This window comes from Agarivorans sp. JK6 (genome assembly GCF_045277145.1).
GTDB lineage: Bacteria > Pseudomonadota > Gammaproteobacteria > Enterobacterales > Celerinatantimonadaceae > Agarivorans > Agarivorans albus.
This window is the reverse complement of record NZ_CP113525.1, coordinates 1,111,722-1,130,700: the sequence shown is the minus strand read 5'-3', so window position 1 is coordinate 1,130,700 and position 18,979 is coordinate 1,111,722. Positions and strand designations below refer to the sequence as shown.

Here is an 18,979-nt window from a genome sequence, read left to right as displayed (position 1 = left end):
ATCAAAGATTAATGGTTAGTCTCTGTTTCGTAAAGCTCAGGTAGGAAACCGGCTAGAATATTCATCTCTCCAATCGCGTGATCCATCAGTGCAAGCGCAGAATGCTTATCAAAGGTTAAGGCTCTAACTATAGCAGTATTACCAAGCAGGCTTTGGATTGACAACACGGTATAGTTTTGATTATCCGGGTCTCTTGTCTCAATATATCCCATCCAAAATACCGAACGCATTTCCGAACCGTACTCTGTCTTTGTGACGATATGACACATCTTATTTGCGTTAATCAGCTCTTCGCGCAAACCTCCGCGAGCACAAATAACAAAACGATCATCAGTCTCCTCATAACCAGTAAGAATTTCTGATGGGTTAACAAACTGAATACGCAGCTTGTTCATCGTGTCACCTATATATTCGTCGACAAGATGGCTAGCTCCAATGTGCTCACCAGGAAGCTTATTCTCCCAATCCATCCATAGGTGCTGAGTAGGATACCAACGCTGATAATGCTCTGTTGTCTGCATGTAGTCAGCGAACCACCAACGCACCATCTCTGGTTCGACATTCGGCATTCGTGTTAATGCCTTCACCACCATGATGCCATTCCCTGCTCGATATACACCAGTCTCTAGTTCAGTATGTGCATAAGATAGGACATCCTTTCCTCGGTTTGATGTAGCCCAAGGGTTAACACCAAATACAGCAACAAATAAGAGGACTGCTCCGACCCTAATCACCCATTTTTTCATCATCTTCCTTCTCCTAGCATGAATCATACGATACAAGTGCATTACACAAGACACCAACTTGCAATACAGTTGTATTGTATAGAGTGCAACTTTGCAATACAACTGTATTGTTAACTAACAATTAACTATCTATGGGCAACTTTAAGTACTAGGTTTATCAATTTAGCTTACGTTTTTTCTTAACAAGGTACTTCGATGTCGAGTACTTATTTTTTGATTACCTCTTTGCTTGCTCATCGAAGTGCGTTCTAGCTACGCATATGGCATTCATGTCACGAGGGTTGAAAAATGATGTTTACTACTGAGAAAAGTGTCCATATTGTCAATGCCATGGTAGAAGCATGTACAATGCGTTTGCGGTCAATAATCATTACCTCACTCGCGTTTGGACTGGTGTGATACAACTCGTAATTAGCACAGGAACCGCAGCGAGCGCTGAGTGTTTTACTTTTGCTTACCAACTCCGTTACCGGGTTTATCACTTATAAACTGGACTTACCAAACAGTTGTCCATAAACGAGTTAGTAACCTGCTTAATCAATGCTATTCTTCGATAAACTCTTGTTTCAAAGACATAAAAAAAGCTGCACCAATACTAGTGCAGCTACAGTCTAATAAGACCCAAGGTTTCAGCTTTCGCTGAGTGTGGAGAGAGTACTTACGTACAAGGGCAGCTAAGCCCCAACGGGTGTAAAACCCACGGGCAATTAAGCCCGCTTTTTATGCCCTTCCTTCAAGTGCACAAAATCGACATCGTCTAAGCCTTTAATATCAAAAGCTTGACCAAATCCTTTTACATAACGTCCTTTAATCGGTTCTAAAGCAAACAGGCTAAAGTCGGCTAGTTGGCGTAAGTTGCCAACAATTTCGCCGTGGCGCTGTTCGAGTAAATCAATCACTTGCTCGCGCGGTTCGTCGTCTACTTGCTTGGCAATAACGTCGTAACTCAAGCGTTTACGGGCATAAATTTGCTTAGTATCGGCTTCGTCGTCAATTAGCATTACGGCGGCTTTGTTGTGAGCGCGCAAGTAATCGGCATGCTTGGAAATATCGCTAATTAAAATGTAAAACGCCCCTTGGTAACAAATAAATGGCGAGTACGAGCTATGTGGGAATTCATCTTCCCCCAGCGAGGCAATCAAAATACTCTGCTTGCTAGCGACAAACTCTGCTATTTCGGGGCCTAGGCGCGATGCCAAGCGTGCTTTTTTATCAATCATTACTGTTGGTTCTCTAGTTCCGTTAGTGCCATGTTTTGCTTTAGCAATTCAAAGCGTTCTACTTGTTCTGGCAACAATACGCGTTTGCGATCTCGCCCTAAATAAATCTTAAATATAGTGCTGCCATTATCATCAAAGAACTGAAAACAGTAACTTTGGGTGCCGCGCAAGGGCTTACTTATTAAGGCAATGCTAGCAATGTTGTCTAGCTTTAAATGGCCATGTAAATGGCTTTGCTTATCCATTAAATTGTAATAACCGTGGCCTGGTTTACCACAAGGAAAGTTATCTTTTATTTCAAATACTGAGCCAGCCACTTGAATGATGGTGGTCATAGGTCCCCAGCTTGGGAGATCGTACATTAGCCATTGCAGCTGCTCGTTAGGTAACCAACAGGCCCATTCTTCCGGCAGAAGTTGTACAATTTCTGCTTCGCTGCATTGCGCTTTTTCTGCCAATTGAGCCACACTTAATTCGCTGTGCTGCTCTACTACTTCGGCTGGCGTTAAGGCCATTTAACTCTCCTATCTTGCTTGCTATTAGCGGCTTGTTTGGACAATAGGCCAAACTGCTTAACTGTTTGCCACCTTAACCTAGCAACAAATCAAATGCAAATCATTATCATTTGTATTTACTTATTTTTTATTTGCCAGTATCCTAGGCCCAATGTCGAGTTAATGGTGTAAGGGTAAAAGATGGGGAAGCTTAGTTTGGCCGTGCTAATTTCAGCGGCTATACATGGCTACTTTATGTATATGCAGCCCAACATTAAAGAGATGACTCAGAGTAGTGGCGGCCAAACGGCAGCGCCAAGTTTAAGTGTTGTGGCTATAAATACCTCGGTGGTGGCAGCAGAACAAACTGAATCACCTTTAGAAAAGGCCCTGCCCGCTGAGACTCCGCCACCAGTTAAGCCCCTAGTAAAACCAGAGCCGGCAAGCCCAAAGGCGCTAACAAACAAGCCTACACCTCGCCCAGTTGAGCAAAAAACAGCGGAAGTAAAACCTGTAGTAAAGGACACACCGAGTGAAAAACAGCCCCCTAAACCTAGAGAGCAAAATCAACTTGCCCAGCATAAACCGCCGCAGCCGGAGCAAGTTAAAAAGACGCCTACAGAACCCCTTAAACCCGCAGCAAAGCCTGATCCTAAGCGCGAGCCTGTTGAAGAGTTAGACACCGCTCAAGCAAGTGCTAGCCAAGTAAATAGTCAGGCGCAAACCGAGCAAGGTTTGTCTAAATTGCCGCGCATTAATACCCAGCCTCGCTTTGCTCAACCACCTACTGCGCCAGTGTATCCACGGGTGGCTAAAAAACGCGGTTTAGAAGGCACAGTAATGGTAGAAGTTTGGTTAGACCCTACAGGTCGACAAACCAAACGTGAAATAAACAGTAGTTCGGGCGTAAAAAGCTTGGACAAAGCGGCATTAAAGGCAGTGAAGCGCTGGCAGTTTAAGGGCCTGATTGTAGATGGCCAAGCTCAAGCTTCGCGCGCGCTTATCCCTATTCGTTTCAATTTGAGTTAAGTTTATGCAAATAATATCTTCTGAACAGCTTGGTGCGCTAAGCAACATTTTAACGTCGGAGCAATTGGGCGACTTACGCTGGCCAATTGTACTTTGCTCGGTATTGGCTTGCGCCATCATCATTGAGCGCATCGCCAGTTTAGCCTTTACTCACATTGCTATTCACCAACGTAACTGGCTTAAACTTGCCACCCATTTACTTACCAGTAAAAAAGCCCCATGCAAAAATCAAAAGCAGTGTTTTTCTAAATCTCGCAGTTTGGCGCGCAAAGCCATTTGCTTGTTATTGGTACATAAAGATCAAGCTAAGAACCTACGCGAAGAAATCGCCGCAGTATGGCTGCGCCAGCAGCAGCAAAAACTGGCTAGAGGTTTAAAAGCCTTGCACATACTGGCCTTAATTAGCCCTTTGTTGGGCTTGCTAGGCACGGTACTCGGCTTAATAGAAATGTTTGATGCGCTGGCAGTAAGCGAGCAAGCTGTTAACCCTGCAATGTTATCGCAAGGTTTAGGCACAGCCATGTATACCACTGCCGCAGGCCTATTAGTTACAGTGCCAGCACTGGCTTTTGCTCATGGTTTAAGCCTTTGGAAAGACAGGATTATTCATGAATTAGAAACCACCATTAACCAGGCAAATCTAATGATTGAAGGGGTAAATACTCTTGCCGATGACGCTCGCACCTTAGCGGCATTTCAGCCTGAAGCGAAGACTAAAGAGTTAGAGCACGCGCCAGCATGATCCGCATCGAACAACAGCACAATAGCTTTAGCATGGTGCCCGACTTAACCGCCCTACTCGATATTATTTTTATTGTATTGGTGTTTTTGCTGCTCACTGCCAATAGCCGGGTTTACCAAATGGATATGGATTTACCCAGCACCAGCCAAGAGCAAAGCAGCGTAGCCAGTGAACCTGCCGAGCTGCAGCTTAGTTTGTTTCAAGATAACCCTATTTGGGGCTTGGATGAGCAGCGTTATCAAACGTTTGCCGACTTTGAACAAGCCATAAAACAACAAACTAGTCAGCAAAGCGATCCCAGCGTGAGCTTAGCTAGCGAGCGCCAAGTGCCCGTTGAAAACCTATTAAAAATGTTAGAGCTGTTGCAACAGCTAGATATTAAAACCACCCAAATACTCATGGATAAGAACAATGATTAAGCGCCATCTCTCCCCGCTGTTTTCTGCCTGTTTAGGGCTAAGCGTTATTGCCAGCACAGCGCTGCAAGCTGAACCACTAAAACGCGTAGTAAGCGCTGGCGCTAACATCACTGAAATCATAATTGCCTTAGATGCCGAGCAACAGATTGTTGCGGTAGATTCTACCAGCCAGTTACCCAGTAACCTTTCGCTGCCTGTAGTGGGCTACCATCGCCAACTTAGCGCCGAAGGTTTGTTAGCTCTTGCGCCCGACGCAGTAATTGGCAGTGATGAAATGGGCCCCGACAGCAGTCTTAATCAGCTGCAGCAAGCTGGCGTGCAGATCCACCGATTAAACAGCCAGTCTACGGTTGCCAGCCTTGAACAGCGTATTGATGCCTTAGCTACACTGCTAGGTCACCCAGCCAAAGCCACGGAGTTGCATCAAAAGCTAAAACAACAGCTAACTCAGCTAGACGAATATTCACAATCGGCCAAGCCAATGAATACTCTGTTTTTTATGAGCCACGATGCGAAAAAACTACTCACTGCGGGCAGCGATACAACTGCCAATAGCATTATGGAGCTAGCAGGTGCGGTAAACCTGGCCAAACCACATTTAAACAGCTACAAGCCGCTATCAGATGAAGCGATACTTTCTATGCAACCAGAGCTCTTGCTGTTTAGCCAACGCAGCTTAGATAAATTAGGTGGTGTACAAGGTGTGTTAAGCAGTTTTCCGGTATTAGCTGCGACTCCTGCTGGAAAAACCAAGGCAATTTATGCGATTGATGGACATGCACTTATTGGTGGCTTAGGCTTGGCAAGCATAGATGAAGCGGTGCGCCTAAGCCAACGCTTGCAGTAAATCGTTAACCCCTTGCTGGCGAAGGCTCAAACCTTCGCCATTGTAATTACTAGGTTGTATTAATGTCTCTATTTTCTCAGCATTCGGCTAACCCCAATGCATTGTTTTCAGGATGGCTACTGCCCGTGGCTTTGCTGGTATTGTTAGCCACCGCGCTGTTGTCTGTCACCCAAGGGCCAATGAGTATTCCAGTTAGTGATGCCTTAAGTGCTTTGCTGCCCTTTAACTTCGAAAACGACGCGCCGGCGCATTATCAATTGGTGGTTACCGGTATTCGTTTACCCCGCACCTTATTATGTATTGCGGTTGGCGCAATATTGGCAATGTGTGGCGCGGTAATGCAAGGGCTATTTCGCAACCCCTTAGCCGACCCCGGCATAATTGGTGTGTCTAGTGGTAGTGCTGCTGGTGCAGCTATCGCTATCGTGTTACTAGGATTAGTAAACTGGCAACTACCCGATTTTATTAGCGCCTTAGCAGTTCCACTGTTTGCCTTTATTGGCGGCTTTGTAACAACGGTATTGGTATATCGTTTAGGCACCACACCTAACGGTACGTCGGTAGTAATGATGCTATTAGCCGGTATCGCTGTTGGCGCATTATCTGGCGCAGGCATTGGCTTATTAAGCTATTTAGCCAATGACCAAATGCTACGTGATTTAAGCTTGTGGCAAATGGGGTCGTTAGCCGGCGCCACCTGGAGCAACATTGTATTAGCCTTTGTCACTTTAGCTATTTTGCTAGTGGTATTTATGCGCAAAGCCCAAGCCTTAAATGCTTTGCTGTTAGGCGAAGCCGAAGCTGGCCACTTGGGTATTCAAGTTCAAAAGCTTAAAAGCCAATTAATTTTCTTTACTGCTTTAGGTGTTGGTATCGCTGTATCGGTATCGGGTTTAATTGGCTTTGTGGGCTTGGTGGTTCCGCACTTAATTCGCATGCTGCTAGGGCCTAATCATCAACGCTTAATTCCTTATAGCGCATTATTGGGCGCAGCCTTATTGTTACTGGCAGATTTGCTTTCTCGCTTAGTGATAAGCCCTGCCGAGCTGCCTGTTGGCATTGTTACAGCCTTGGTTGGCGCTCCGTTTTTCATCTTCTTGCTGTTACAACAGCGCCAGCGAATTGCTTAGGGTTTCTATGTTGTCTTTATCAAACAGTATTCAACTGCAAGGCTTAGATTTTTCGCTAGGCAATAAGCAGCTTTTTAAACAACTTTCATTAAGCTTTGCCGTTGGCCAACACACTGCATTATTGGGTGCGAACGGTGCTGGTAAGAGCTCACTCCTAAAGCTTATTTGTGGAGATCGCCAACAACAAGCCGGTGACATCCAGATTTTAGCTAAGCCGCGCAGCGAATGGGATAAGCCTCAGTTAAGTCGCCATTTAGCCGTGTTGCCACAAAGCTCGGAATTAAGCTTTGCCTTTAGCGTGAGCGAAGTGGTTGGTTTGGGCTTAATTAACAGCCGCTTAAGTTATCAAGATCAACAGGTAATTATTAAGCAACAGCTTGAGTTGATGGATATTTGGCATTACAAAGATACCCCCTACCCGCAGCTTTCTGGCGGCGAAAAACAACGCGTGCATTACGCACGAGTGACTGCGCAGCTAGCCACCACGCCCATCGAACAGCAAATTTTATTGCTCGATGAACCCACCAGCGCTTTAGACTTAAGCCACCAGCAAGTGCTAATGGAACACGCAGAAAAGCTCAGCCAGCAAGGTGCTACAGTCATTAGCGTAGTGCACGACTTAAACCTTGCCTCTCGTTACTGCCAGCGTATTTTGCTATTAAAAGACGGTGAAATTTGCAGTGACGGAAAGCCAAAAGAAGTACTTAATCAAGCCAACATTAAGCATGTATTTGATTACCAAGCCGAGATAATGCGCCACCCAGAACAAGACTTTCCGGTGGTTATTTAGCAGCCCTGCTAACTTTTATTTCGAAAGCTAGCTGGGCTGTTACCAGTTAGCTGCTTAAAGCGAGCACTAAAATGGGCTTGGGAGGAAAACCCGGTTTGATAAGCCACTTCTGCCAAACTTAATTCGCCTGTAAGCAATAAGCTTTTAGCCCGCTCGATACGGCGCTGGCTTAGGTATTGATGAGGGCTTAACCCGCTGCTTTGTTTAAACATACGGGCAAAGTGATAGTCACTTAAATCCACCAACTGGGCTAATTGATTCAAGCTAAGTTTGTCGGCTAAATGTGCCTCTATGAACTCTTGGCAACGGGCAAGCTGAAACGGCGCAAGCCCACCACTTAAGGTTGGTTCAGTTAACTGTTTAGTTAAATAGTGTTTGCTTATATGGCCAAGCAGCAGTTGGCTAAGTTGGTCTAAGGCTAAACGGTCGGCATCGTCTTGCCAATTAAGCTTAAGTAACCACTGCTGAATAAGGCTGCTTACGGCGAGATCGTCTGCAAAAGTAAGATCTTGCACGTCAAAACCAGTACTGCTTTTATCCCAAATGTGCTCAATGCTTTGGCTTAGATCTTTATCGCTAAAATATAAATGCACAAAGGCCAAATCGCCATCCACTTGCCAACGAGATTCATGACCAGCAGGCATTAAACAAAGTTTTCCCGGAGCACCGCCACTTACCAGATCTGAGCCAATCAGCCGCTTAGTTTGATAACCACCAGAAAGGTAAACACTTAAGGTGTGATGCTCTGGGCGATGATAAGAAGTGCGGTCATTTTGATTAGACCAACGGGCAAAGCCTAACTGCTCGCCAAGGCTAACACTATTATGTAACACTGCCCGTGCTTGATAAAGCCGTTCAAATACATGGCTACCTTGAATAAGGCGATGATCGGTTAAATTGCTGCTCATACCACCTCCTTTTGGTGTAGCGCATTAGCTTAGAAAGTATCACCAACATTCCCACTTAAGCAAGCCCACTAACAACAGTAATTGCTTGCCTTAGAGCAGATACTCAAATAAAATTGCCCCGATTACTATAAGCACTGAACCTGAACGCATATCAGGCTATGTAGCGCATTCTTAAAAACTCTTCTAAGCGCTGCCCTCCAAACCACACGGACGTAGACACTCTGCCTTTGCAAGCGGGGTGGTATTGGCGATCGTTGCTTAATTATTTACACGCAAAATTGAGACAAGTTCGTACATGAAACTACCTAATTTTCTGCCGGGATTTAGCGCTTTAACGCTATTGGCTCCCCTATTTAGCTTTGCAGAAAACTCTCCACAGCCCACTGATGACAGTGAGCAATACCAGGCTTTTTTCCCCATTTGGGCGCAAGAGGCCATCGATTTGGGCCACAAACTGCCAAAGCCATATGGCTTTAGCATTAACTACATGAGCATGTCGCAGCCGCTAATTGTGGATAGCGTGGCCTTTTCTGGCCTTGGTAGCGCCATCGACAATCTGGTCGGTGTTAGTGGTAGCCACGCTATTCAAGACTCAGAAACCCTTACTCTGCGCGGAGATGTTTGGGTTTTACCCTTCATGAATGTATATGGGGTACTGGGGCAAACCAAAGGCAGCAGTGTTGCCAATGTTCAAGTAGATCTCGCCGGCATGCCTATCGGAGACCCCTTCGATTTTAGCTTAAACTTTAGCGGTATAACCTACGGTGCAGGCACAACAATAGTGGGCGGCGTGGGGAACTGGTTTGCTTTGCTTGATGTTAACTACACCAATACCGATCTCGATATTTTAGACGGGGAAATCAGCACCATTGTGGTCACCCCACGCGCAGGTTACCGCTGGGAAATGGGCGGGCGTGATATTCAGGTTTGGGGCGGCGCGATGTATCAAAACGTTGAGCAAACCTTTAGCGGCAACCTAAACGACATTGGTATTAATCTTCCACCACCGCTGCCTAGTGGCGGTAAGTTTGTGGTTACACAACACCTAGAAGAAAAGTGGAATGCCTTAGTGGGCGGACAAATGTCGCTTACCGAGCATGTAGATGCTTTGCTGGAAGTAGGCTTTGGCAAACGCAGTAGCTTTATGCTTGGTCTAGGCTACCGCTTCTAATGCGCATAAAGAATGTGTTTCCCCGCTGGTTGCTCGGCTTGGCTTTACTGTTAAGCCTAAGCGGCTGTTCTGCCCTAGCGGTTAAAGAGCAATTAGATGCCAAGCAACTGCAAAAAGCGCAGTTTACCGAAAGTGAACTCAGTTTGGCCGAAGGTGGTCAACTGCGTTACTGGGTGGGCGGCCACGGTGAGCCATTAGTATTGCTGCATGGCTTTGGCGGTACAGCCACCACAACCTGGTTGCCAATGATGCTAGAACTTAGCCGGCACTACCGAGTAATAGCCCCGGATTTAGCGTGGTTTGGTGACTCTTATAGTCAAGGCGATGCCAATATTAGCACCCAACGTGAAGCGGTTAATCAACTCTTGGCGCAATTGCGCGTAGAGCAATTTAATTTGGTAGGCATCTCCTATGGGGGTTTAGTCGCCTACGACATGATGGCCCAGCAAACAGGCATTAAAAAAGCGGTAATACTCTCTAGCCCAGGCACCTTTATCAGTAACCAAGAGCTGCTTGAACTTAGTCAGCGTTTTGAACGAGAACAGCCAGCCGATATTTTTGTACCTGAAAATCGCCAGCAAATGCGCCATTTACTAAAAGGCGTATTTAGTCATTTTCCACCGCTGCCCCATGCAATAGATGAGCAAATCTATCAACGCTACTTTGCTCTTTGGCAGGCTCAGAAACGCCAATTAATAGAAACCTTGCCCGAATATCGAGACCAACTTGCCCCGCAAGTAGAACCACAAAAGATGCCACCTACCCTGGTTATTTGGGGAGAGAACGATCGAGTATTTCCCTTACAGCAAGGCAAACAATTGGCGCGCTATTTAGATGCCCCCATGATGGTGATACCAAACGCCCCGCATAACATTAGCAATGAACATCCCAGCACTGTTAGCCAAGCTATAACGCTTTTTATTGAATGAGAACCATGAACAGACTTTGCACAGCCAATACAACTAACAAACGCCGCTTAATTAACCCGCTGGCTTTGTTAGCTTTATTCGCCCTATTAACTGGCTGTTCAAGCAATAATTGGCAAACTCGCAACCAACCAACAACCGAAGCGGTGCAAAGTGCGCTAAGCGAGCAACCTAATTTACAGCTACTTAGCCAACAAACTCCGCAACAATTTAGCTTAGCCAGAATGCCAGAAGACGTAAGACCTTGCTGTGCTTTTGGCAACGCCCACAAGGTTAAAGTAGGCAGCGTACAGGTACCTTTTTTCCGTTATGCCAATACCTTATCGCTGGATGAAATTGGCCCACACGCCTATGAAGCGGGCACCTGGAGCTTTCAACGTGGCGAGCCTAAAGGTCGCCGCAGCGGCGAAAACAATGGTCAACTTTATACCTTACGTGGCGGCTTTATCGACTTAGCCCATGTTCGTGATACTGCCGACAACACAGTAGCCTTGTTTCAGCGCATTTCCCCACAGTTAGGCCAAGCATTTACCATTGAACTACCCGCGGAAATCGGCCCCAGAGAAATTCGCATTAAAGCCTTTAAGGTTGAGCATTTAAGCCACCAGCAACGCTGGGAGTTAGCCGCGCAATTAGCAGCGAGAATGGCTTACTCAATGGCCGAAGCACACGAAATTGCCCAATGGCATGGTTACCGTAGCTGGCGCCCATGGTCTGAAGAAGTATCGGCCTATTCGCCAGAAGATCTTTACTCAAACATGCTAGGTGCAAAAATTGGCTTAGCTTTGGTGGTAAATAACTTAAGCATGACCAGAGAGCTCTATAACCAGCACATGACCCAATGGTTAAGCGCGTCTATTGCGCAATTGGAGCCAGTATCAAAGCAGCAGACTAATGCCATGTTTGATGCCATAGACGGCCACTGGTGGGATTCAAATCAAGCACTGCCCAGTAAATTTATGCTGCTAAAACGCCATTATCGCTTAGGCAAAGAACAGCATCCGTACTTAGTGCCCGAGCAGCTTGCTCAGCAAGATGCTAACTGGCCATTGCTTGAACCGCTGTTTACCAAAACAGCTAGCCCTATGCCACTTTCGCTGCCCGCGATTGTTCATGGCATCGATATGGGCGGCGTTGCCCAACAGTGGCTAGAAGTAGCCCCCAAGTACCGAGCAAGCTTTAGCCATATACCTAACCACCTTTGGCAAAACGGTTTTAGCAACCGCAAGTTTTTGGCGATATCTGCTTATAACCAGCTGCAAGATGAGTTAGAGCTGCAAGCCCATATCGGTGCCCAATTAAATGATTAAACTGGTTTATTTTATTGCCGCTGTAAGTGGTGGTGCCTTGGCTTCAGCAGATTTAGCCGAACAGCAGCAAAGCCAAGCCGATGGCAGCTTTATCGATAACATTCTAGAAAAGCTTGGTGCCGACGGCGGTTACGATAGCAGTAAAGCCATCGACTTTAGCGTACTGCCCGGTCCATTTTATAATCCAGAGCTGTCATTAGGGGTGGGCATTTCCGCCATTGGTTTGTACCAAATTGATGAAAGCGACCAAGTTAGCCAAACCTCTTCTTTGGTGATTAACGGCTTTGCTTCGATTAATGGCTCAATAGGCATGACCATCGACAACCGCAGCTTTTTCAAAGAAGACCAGTGGCGCCTTTATATTGATGCAGATATCGCCGACGCTCCAGATGTTTTCTACGGGGTAGGATATCAGCAAAACCATCAAGACAATAACCGGGTTGATTTTAATCATCGGGAATTTTCATTACGCCCTATGTTACTTGGTCGTGTGGCTGACTCAGCCTTTATCGGCGCAGGCTTTGACTTTAGCTACGCGAAAGCCAGCGAGATCGACCCATCTCAAAGTGAAGTAGATAGCAGCATTCTTGAATCCAGCTCTAGTGCCGTGGGCCTTACCCTCCAAGCGAACTACGACACCCGAGACGTGGTACGTAACCCCTATGAAGGAAGATTATTGCAACTAGATGCTGGCTGGTATCACCCGCATATTGGTAGCAACGATAGCTTTCAAACTCTTAGCTTTAACTACAGCGAGTATTACCGCTTAGGCCCGCGAGACAGTATTCTTGCTTGGCAATATAAAAGCCGCTTTAGCTATGGTGATGTACCTTGGCACATGCTTTCTACCGTTGGTGGTGGCTCGGCCCTACGTGGCTATACCACAGGCCGATATCGTGACAAACAAATGATGATGAGCCAAATAGAGTATCGCTGGGATTTACCCAGACGGCACGGCTTAGTGTTTTGGCTAGGTGCCGGCGCTGTAGCCCCCACATTGGATGAATTTAGCAGCCAAGAAATACTGCCCAACGCCGGCTTTGGCTACCGCTTTGAAGTAAAAAGCCGAGTGAACTTGCGCTTAGACATGGGCTTTGGTGATGGTGAAAGCGGCTTCTACTTTAATGTAGATGAGGCTTTTTAAACCATAAAGGCATAACCACAAACGATTTACGATTAGGAATTGCTTTGCATTTGGTATAATGAATTTATACACTTCGCCCTCGCCATAAGCTGTAGTAATGGAGCGCTTAAATGAAATCAGCAGAAAAACTAAGTAGTATTCGCACTCGCGTCCCCTTTCAGGTGGGCCGACGTAGCGATATTCCTGCTGAAATGCTCTCATTTACCGACCTAAACAGCGACAAAGAACACGTTGCTTTGGTATTTAAAAATGCCGATAGCCAACAAACTACTCCATTGGTGCGGATCCATTCAGAATGCCTAACCGGCGACGTATTTGGCTCATCTCGCTGTGATTGTGGCGAACAGCTAAACGAAGCTATCGAAAAAATGGCTGAGCAAGGGGGCATTATTTTATATATGCGCCAAGAAGGCCGCGGCATTGGTTTGTACAACAAGCTAGATGCTTACGAATTACAGATTAAAGGCGTAGATACTTATTCGGCGAACAATCAATTGGGCTTTGATGACGATTTACGCGACTTTAGTGAAGCGGCACAAATGCTTAAAGCTATGGGTGTGTCGGAATTAAAGCTACTGAGCAATAACCCCAAAAAACAAGCCGCTTTAGAGCAAAATGGTATTGCAGTAAAAGAGCTGCAAAGCACTGGTGTATATCGAAAAGTAGATAACCACTACTACTTAGAAACCAAAGCCAGCCGTGGCAAACACCGTTTAAAACTTACCAAAGACATGCAACCGTCTTAAAAAGCGCAATAATCTATAAAAACGACTAGCGCTGCGCAATAATCTGAAATACTTCCTAACGACCACCTGAGACACTACGCTTTTAGTGACACCAGCAGGAGGCTGTAATGATAGGCTTTATTTATTTCGCAACCGTATTTATATGGGGCACCACTTGGTTAGCCATTGCCTATCAAATTGGCGACGTGCCGATTGCCAACTCTATCATGTACCGCTTTGCCCTTGCCTCCTTGGTATTGGTGCTGTTTCTGCTTATTACCAAACGCCTGCAAAGGCTTAGCTTAAAACAACACGGCAGCTGCTTATTGCTAGGTTTGTGTTTGTTTAGCTGTAATTTTATGCTGTTTTACCATGCTGCCCAGTACATCCCAAGTGGCTTAATATCAATAGTATTTTCCATCGCGACCATTATGAACATGGGCAATAGCTGGCTGTTTCATGGGCAAAAACCCAGGTTGCGTTTAATCTGCGGAGGCATATTGGGTATAAGCGGCATTATCCTGTTGTTTTACCCTGATATCAGCCATAGCGAAACCGCCAGCCAACAATTGCTTGGTTTAGTAATGGCGCTAGCAGGAACCTACTGCTTCTCGCTAGGTAACATGCTCTCGGCCAAACAACAAAAACAAGGTTTATCGGTACTCTCCGTCAACGCTTATGGCATGGCTTATGGCGCAGCGCTGCTATTAGTTTGGGGCTTGTTAAGCGGCCAAGAGTTTGGTTTTAGCACCGAGCCGCTGTACTTAGGTAGTTTGATATATCTGGCGATAATTGGCTCGGTGTTAGGCTTTAGCTTTTATTTGGTATTAGTGGGGAAATTAGGCCCGCAAAAAGCCGCCTATGCCACTGTGCTTTTCCCAGTAGTGGCGCTAGGTTTATCAACCGTTTTTGAAGGCTACCAATGGACATTAGTAAGCTTAAGCGGCGTTGCAATAGTGTTACTTGGCAACTTACTGGTATTTACCAAAGCCAGCCCATGGCAAAAGTGGCGCTTAAAACTCGCTAAAGTTGAATGAATGGACAACATTTTTGAGCATCCCTGCACTTTAGTAACATACAAATGTGAGCATTAGCAGAATACACCAATAGTATTATTAAATATCACTTACAAGTTGTTCTATACTGATTAAGTTATTAATTTGCAAGGATAGCTTTCATGCTCAAATCTATATCGATTCGTAAAAAACTCTTTGTTCTTCCTTTGCTGCTGGCAGCTGCAATGATGGGTGAAGTAATCCTTGTAACAAGCTCTCTGCAACAAAACCATGACGACGCACAAATAGTTAATATTGCCGGTCGCCAACGCATGCTTACTAAGAAATATTCTGCTGAAGAGCTGCATAGAAGCTACTTAAAAGAACAAGAGTTTCCAGGCATTCTTAGTGCCGACAACACGGTAAAGCTATATGAAGACTCACTCAGTGCGTTAATGAGGGGCGGCCAGACCTACGCTGATTTAGGCCTCAAACAGCCTATTAACTTACCCGCTCCCAGTTACCAACCCTTTATCGACCAACTTCAACTTGTTGAACGTTTATGGAAACAACAGTTAACTGCAGCACATAAACTGGAAAACGACCCTACGGGCGCAAATGCCAACGCTTTTTTAGAAATAAACCACAAGAGTATGGCGGCCATGAACAAAGCGGTACTCATATACGCCGATTACGCCGAACTTAAACTAAACAACCTCGTTAATAACAGTATCGGACTCGCCGTTATAATGGTGATTTTGGCCTCGCTAGTAGCTTGGATTGTCATTAGAGACACTACTCAGCCAATTAATCTATTGGTAGGAATTAGCCGAAAAATTAGCCGTGGTGATTTAAAGTCATCTGCTGAACTCACCCAAATTATCAGCAAAAATGAATTAGGCATGTTGGCGCACCACATCGAGTTAATGCGTGAGTCGCTGCAAGAAGCATTAAACGAAATTCAACAGGCTTCTAGCAGCATTAACTTGTCGTCAAACCAGGTGTCGGAGTTATCCAGTCAAATTAGCCAAGCTAACCGCAACGAGCAACAACGCTTTAGCAATATGTATGAAAACTCTCAAACTCTTGAAGAATCCACCGCTCGTTTAAGCGAGATTGCCGCCGAAACCTTAACCATGGTGACCCAATGTAACGAGCTATCCACTAACGCCTCTGCCTTAGTGGGCGAAAACATCACCATGATGACCACCACCTCGGAAGAAACAGTTAAAGCCAGCAGCTTTATTCAAGATCTAAGCAACACTGCTGAGCAAGTTTATGGCATTGTTGATGCCATTCGCGCCATTTCAGAGCAAACTAACCTACTTGCACTAAATGCCGCCATTGAGGCCGCCAGAGCCGGCGAACAAGGCCGCGGATTTGCCGTAGTTGCCGACGAAGTACGCAGCCTTGCAGCCAGAACAGGAAGTTCCACCGACGAAATTGCCAAGTTAATTACCCAGCTAACCGAAGGGGTACAGCAAGTCGTTAACAGCATGGGAGAGGTAACAGAAAAGGTTGAGCTAAGCCGCGAAACCTCGAAGCAAACCGAACAAGGCATTCTCCAGGTAACAGATAAAATTCAATCTGTGGCGCAAGCGCAACAAAGCATCGACGAACAAGTAGACCGCCAAAATCAGCAATTAGATATATTGAAAGAAACCCAAGCCGAGCTACAGGAAATCATTGAGGAAAGCCATAATAAGTCGGAAACCTCATCACTGGTTGCCGGGCAATTGGCGAGAGTATCTAGCAATGTCACCGACTTACTACAGCGCTTTTCTATCGAAGCGTCGCTTAAAGCAGAAACTAAACACGAAGACGAGAAACGCAGTCATCCACGCGTACCTACTGGCTTACATTTCTCACTAAGCCAAGGGCACTTAAAAACCCAAGGCTTAACCAAAGACATTAGTAAAGGTGGTGTAAAACTGGTTATTCCTGGCAGCATGCATTTAAACAACAAGCAATCAATTGTGCTCAATTTGGCTTACTTATATAAAGGAACCAACAAGCAATTTGATATAGCCGGTAAAGTGATGGATGAAACCAAAGACGAATCTGGAAAACTTCAGTTGCACATCCGTTTTGAACAAGCAAATACAGAGCAAAACAAAGCGTTAGACGAAATTTTTGAAGAGCATGGCCTGCAATCAAACTTCAATAACAATGGAACAAAACAGCGCTACCTAGACCCACACACCGATACAGTGCAATACAGCTCTTAGCTACTGCTAAATTAAAAAAGCCAAGCCTTACTGCAAATAGTAATGGGCTTGGCTTTTTCACATCTTAGGGAGTCTACAACGCTAAAACGCTTAAGTGGTTATCCCACTGCCAAGCAGTTTGTTGGCGCTGCAGTTTATTGCTTGGCTGAATAAGCTGGCCTTGCCCGGTTGAGGCGAACCACGAATGTTGGCTAGCTGCTAAGCCACATACATCGTCAATTTGCATAAGTTGCTCAAGGTCTCGGCTTTGTTCTGACCATACAGCCAACTTAGCACCGCGTGGAGAACTGGCGATAAGCTTGCCATTGCTGCTTACTATGCTGCCAATATATTGATTAAACAAAGCCCAATAATCGGCATCAGCATCCAGCGCTTGGCATTGCTCATTACCTTTGTGCGAGTATATGAGCGAGGTAACTTCTTGCTCAGGGGTTTGTCCTTGGCAAGCTAACCACACGGTATCGCTAGCTTTAGAATAACTTAGATGGCGAATACTTAACTGCGGGTTGTTGAGTTCTCGGCGTTGCAGCAGTTTTCCGCTTCGGCTATCCAAATACAATAGGGCTGGCTGCATACTGTCGAGATTAAGCTTTTCTCGTCCTTGGGTATGAATGCCCCCCACCGCAACCACCAAACGCTGCTGCGGCAATAACAGTAACTGGTGTGGGCCTAATCCGCCCAATGACCACTGAGCACTTAAACTCCACCCGGAATCTTGCTGGTGATACACCAACATCTGCCCTTCACTGCTAGCACTTAGCCCCGCGGTCACGTAAAGCTGTGTAGCATCTTCCGAGAAAACCGCATGCCCAAAAAAGTGCATACCTTGTGGCGGTGAAAGCTGCTGAATCACCTCACCAGACTCTGGCGAAAACAGCATAATGTATTTGCCCGGTCGGCGAGCTACACAAGCGGCTAGAGCCTGCTTAGGTTTAGCTAAAGCTACATAGTGGCCCCGAGCAGGCAAGGCTAACTGGTAACGCAGTTCACCTTGTATATTCATGGCTGCGACATAGTGCTTATTTGCCTGCTTGGCACAAGCAATCAGTAAACTTTGTGTGCTTAGGTCCGGCTCATTGCCTAAGCCTTTTGCTAAGGCGGGTAAGCTTAAGCAACTAGCCGAAGCCCCAAAACCTAGCAGCTGAAATAACACCTGTCGGCGATTAAACTTAGTCGCCATCGTTATTGTTAAAGCCTAGTTCAATCGATAAAGCTTGAGGAATTTGGTTAGCAAACAAGCTATCCAGCTTGGCTAAGTGAGGTTCGGCTTGCTGCCAAACGGCAAGTTCGACTTTTTCATCACTGGGCTCTTGGCCTGGCATAAGTGGTATTAAGGCACTAAATTGCTCACCCACCTGTTTTGCTAACTTACTGTCATTGCTGGCTAAAAACGGCGCTAAATCCTGCTGGTAACGCGTTTGCAACAGGCTTAACTGCTCGGATAATAACTCAGCGCTAATGTTAGCTCGCCATGCCTCGCCTTGGTATGGGCGCAAGCGTTGGTGCTTGGCTGAATACATAGCGCGAAACTTTCGCAGCATAGTACTAGTTTGTAAGCGGTAGCTATTTAGCACATCACTACGCAGCTGCTCTACTTTCAGCTTTTCCAATTCAGCGCTTTGTAGGCCACTACTCACTTGCTCAGTTGCACTCACATAACGATTCACCGCACCCGGCAATAGTGAACAGCGTTGTTGGTCACTTAAAGCTTCAAACAGTAAATACTCTTGAACCCGTAGGTTACTGTGGGTATCGCTTAGTGGCATAGGCGCATTAGATAAAGCCGCCTTTACCTTACGCCCAGTGGTATCTTTTTTGTCGGGCCAATAGCTAATCGCCCAGTTGAGCTTAAGATCAACCAAAGGACCAAGGGCGCTAGATTGCAGCGGCAAATAGGCCAAATAGTTTTGCTTCCATAGCAATTGGCTAGCTAACAAAGCCTCTGGGCTAGGATGGGCACAGTAGCTCTCGATGTGTTGCTGATAACTACGCGCCTGTTCAAGCAGCTGCGCGCTAACCTTAGCAATTGACTGCTTTTCTTGTTCAAGCCATTGCTGTTGAGAGGTTGTGGCGCTGGCATTAGCACAACTTAAGCCCAATACTCCCAGCAAGCCCATGGTTAGGCCACGCAAAAACTGCTTCTTCATACTTCGTC

At 46.0% G+C, this 18,979-nt stretch carries 19 protein-coding genes; 13 read left to right on the top strand and 6 right to left on the bottom strand.

Annotated features, from left to right (window positions below; all coding sequences use genetic code 11):
- Nucleotides 1-8: 8 nt before the first annotated feature.
- The 3 genes from OV592_RS05340 to hutX all read right to left on the bottom strand — a co-directional run bounded on the left by OV592_RS05340 (nt 9) and on the right by hutX (nt 2,481).
- Nucleotides 9-749: a DAPG hydrolase family protein gene (locus OV592_RS05340; RefSeq protein WP_406610657.1), complete on the bottom strand. Its 741-nt coding sequence runs from the start codon at nt 747-749 to the stop codon at nt 9-11.
- 704 nt (nt 750-1,453) lie between these two features.
- The gene (locus tag OV592_RS05335; protein WP_221074535.1) at nt 1,454-1,966 is read right to left on the bottom strand and encodes a pyridoxamine 5'-phosphate oxidase family protein; all 513 of its coding nucleotides are present in this window, start codon (nt 1,964-1,966) and stop codon (nt 1,454-1,456) included.
- Nucleotides 1,966-2,481, bottom strand: a complete 516-nt coding sequence (hutX, locus tag OV592_RS05330) for a heme utilization cystosolic carrier protein HutX (RefSeq protein WP_016402991.1) — start codon at nt 2,479-2,481, stop codon at nt 1,966-1,968. Before hutX ends, OV592_RS05335 begins: the two co-directional genes overlap by 1 nt.
- Nucleotides 2,482-2,661: 180 nt before the next feature.
- Between hutX and OV592_RS05325 the strand changes: the two genes are divergently transcribed.
- The 6 genes from OV592_RS05325 (at nt 2,662) to OV592_RS05300 (ending at nt 7,417) form a co-directional block, all read left to right on the top strand.
- Nucleotides 2,662-3,489 carry a TonB family protein gene (locus tag OV592_RS05325; protein WP_406610656.1) on the top strand — a complete coding sequence of 276 codons (828 nt, stop codon included), beginning with the start codon at nt 2,662-2,664 and terminating at the stop codon, nt 3,487-3,489.
- A gap of 4 nt (nt 3,490-3,493) precedes the next feature.
- A complete protein-coding gene (locus OV592_RS05320; protein WP_406610655.1) occupies nt 3,494-4,231 on the top strand; it encodes a MotA/TolQ/ExbB proton channel family protein in 738 nt (245 codons plus the stop codon).
- Entirely contained in the window at nt 4,228-4,650 is a 423-nt protein-coding gene (locus tag OV592_RS05315) for an ExbD/TolR family protein (RefSeq protein ID WP_406610654.1), read from the top strand. Before OV592_RS05320 ends, OV592_RS05315 begins: the two co-directional genes overlap by 4 nt.
- Nucleotides 4,643-5,497 (top strand): hemin ABC transporter substrate-binding protein, encoded by an 855-nt coding sequence (locus tag OV592_RS05310; protein ID WP_406610653.1) that lies wholly within the window; start codon nt 4,643-4,645, stop codon nt 5,495-5,497. The genes OV592_RS05315 and OV592_RS05310 overlap by 8 nt, the downstream gene beginning before the upstream one ends.
- A gap of 62 nt (nt 5,498-5,559) precedes the next feature.
- Nucleotides 5,560-6,627: a FecCD family ABC transporter permease gene (locus OV592_RS05305; RefSeq protein ID WP_406610652.1), complete on the top strand. Its 1,068-nt coding sequence runs from the start codon at nt 5,560-5,562 to the stop codon at nt 6,625-6,627.
- Between the two features lie 7 nt (nt 6,628-6,634).
- Complete coding sequence (locus OV592_RS05300; protein ID WP_406610651.1) at nt 6,635-7,417, top strand: heme ABC transporter ATP-binding protein; 783 nt, start codon at nt 6,635-6,637, stop codon at nt 7,415-7,417.
- 8 nt (nt 7,418-7,425) lie between these two features.
- Here the strand turns inward: OV592_RS05300 and OV592_RS05295 are convergent, their stop codons facing one another.
- A complete protein-coding gene (locus tag OV592_RS05295; RefSeq protein WP_406610650.1) occupies nt 7,426-8,325 on the bottom strand; it encodes a helix-turn-helix domain-containing protein in 900 nt (299 codons plus the stop codon).
- Between the two features lie 295 nt (nt 8,326-8,620).
- On the opposite strand from OV592_RS05295, the gene OV592_RS05290 reads away from it, so the two are divergent.
- The 7 genes from OV592_RS05290 to OV592_RS05260 all read left to right on the top strand — a co-directional run bounded on the left by OV592_RS05290 (nt 8,621) and on the right by OV592_RS05260 (nt 16,824).
- Nucleotides 8,621-9,496, top strand: coding sequence for a virulence protein (locus OV592_RS05290; protein ID WP_406610649.1), 876 nt, complete (start codon nt 8,621-8,623; stop codon nt 9,494-9,496).
- Entirely contained in the window at nt 9,496-10,425 is a 930-nt protein-coding gene (locus tag OV592_RS05285) for an alpha/beta fold hydrolase (protein WP_406610648.1), read from the top strand. Before OV592_RS05290 ends, OV592_RS05285 begins: the two co-directional genes overlap by 1 nt.
- A 5-nt stretch (nt 10,426-10,430) precedes the next feature.
- Nucleotides 10,431-11,732 (top strand): DUF4056 domain-containing protein, encoded by a 1,302-nt coding sequence (locus OV592_RS05280; RefSeq protein ID WP_406610647.1) that lies wholly within the window; start codon nt 10,431-10,433, stop codon nt 11,730-11,732.
- Nucleotides 11,725-12,876 (top strand): BamA/TamA family outer membrane protein, encoded by a 1,152-nt coding sequence (locus OV592_RS05275; RefSeq protein ID WP_406610646.1) that lies wholly within the window; start codon nt 11,725-11,727, stop codon nt 12,874-12,876. Before OV592_RS05280 ends, OV592_RS05275 begins: the two co-directional genes overlap by 8 nt.
- A 110-nt stretch (nt 12,877-12,986) precedes the next feature.
- Nucleotides 12,987-13,622, top strand: a complete 636-nt coding sequence (ribA, locus tag OV592_RS05270; protein ID WP_016403003.1) for a GTP cyclohydrolase II — start codon at nt 12,987-12,989, stop codon at nt 13,620-13,622.
- Between the two features lie 107 nt (nt 13,623-13,729).
- The gene (locus OV592_RS05265) at nt 13,730-14,638 is read left to right on the top strand and encodes a DMT family transporter (RefSeq protein WP_406610645.1); all 909 of its coding nucleotides are present in this window, start codon (nt 13,730-13,732) and stop codon (nt 14,636-14,638) included.
- Between the two features lie 140 nt (nt 14,639-14,778).
- Nucleotides 14,779-16,824 (top strand): methyl-accepting chemotaxis protein, encoded by a 2,046-nt coding sequence (locus OV592_RS05260; protein WP_406610644.1) that lies wholly within the window; start codon nt 14,779-14,781, stop codon nt 16,822-16,824.
- Nucleotides 16,825-16,897: 73 nt separating this feature from the next.
- On the opposite strand, the gene OV592_RS05255 is transcribed toward OV592_RS05260, so the two are convergent.
- Nucleotides 16,898-18,004, bottom strand: coding sequence for a DUF1513 domain-containing protein (locus OV592_RS05255; protein WP_406610643.1), 1,107 nt, complete (start codon nt 18,002-18,004; stop codon nt 16,898-16,900).
- Nucleotides 17,994-18,971, bottom strand: a complete 978-nt coding sequence (locus OV592_RS05250) for an imelysin family protein (protein ID WP_406610642.1) — start codon at nt 18,969-18,971, stop codon at nt 17,994-17,996. Before OV592_RS05250 ends, OV592_RS05255 begins: the two co-directional genes overlap by 11 nt.
- Nucleotides 18,972-18,979: the final 8 nt, after the last annotated feature.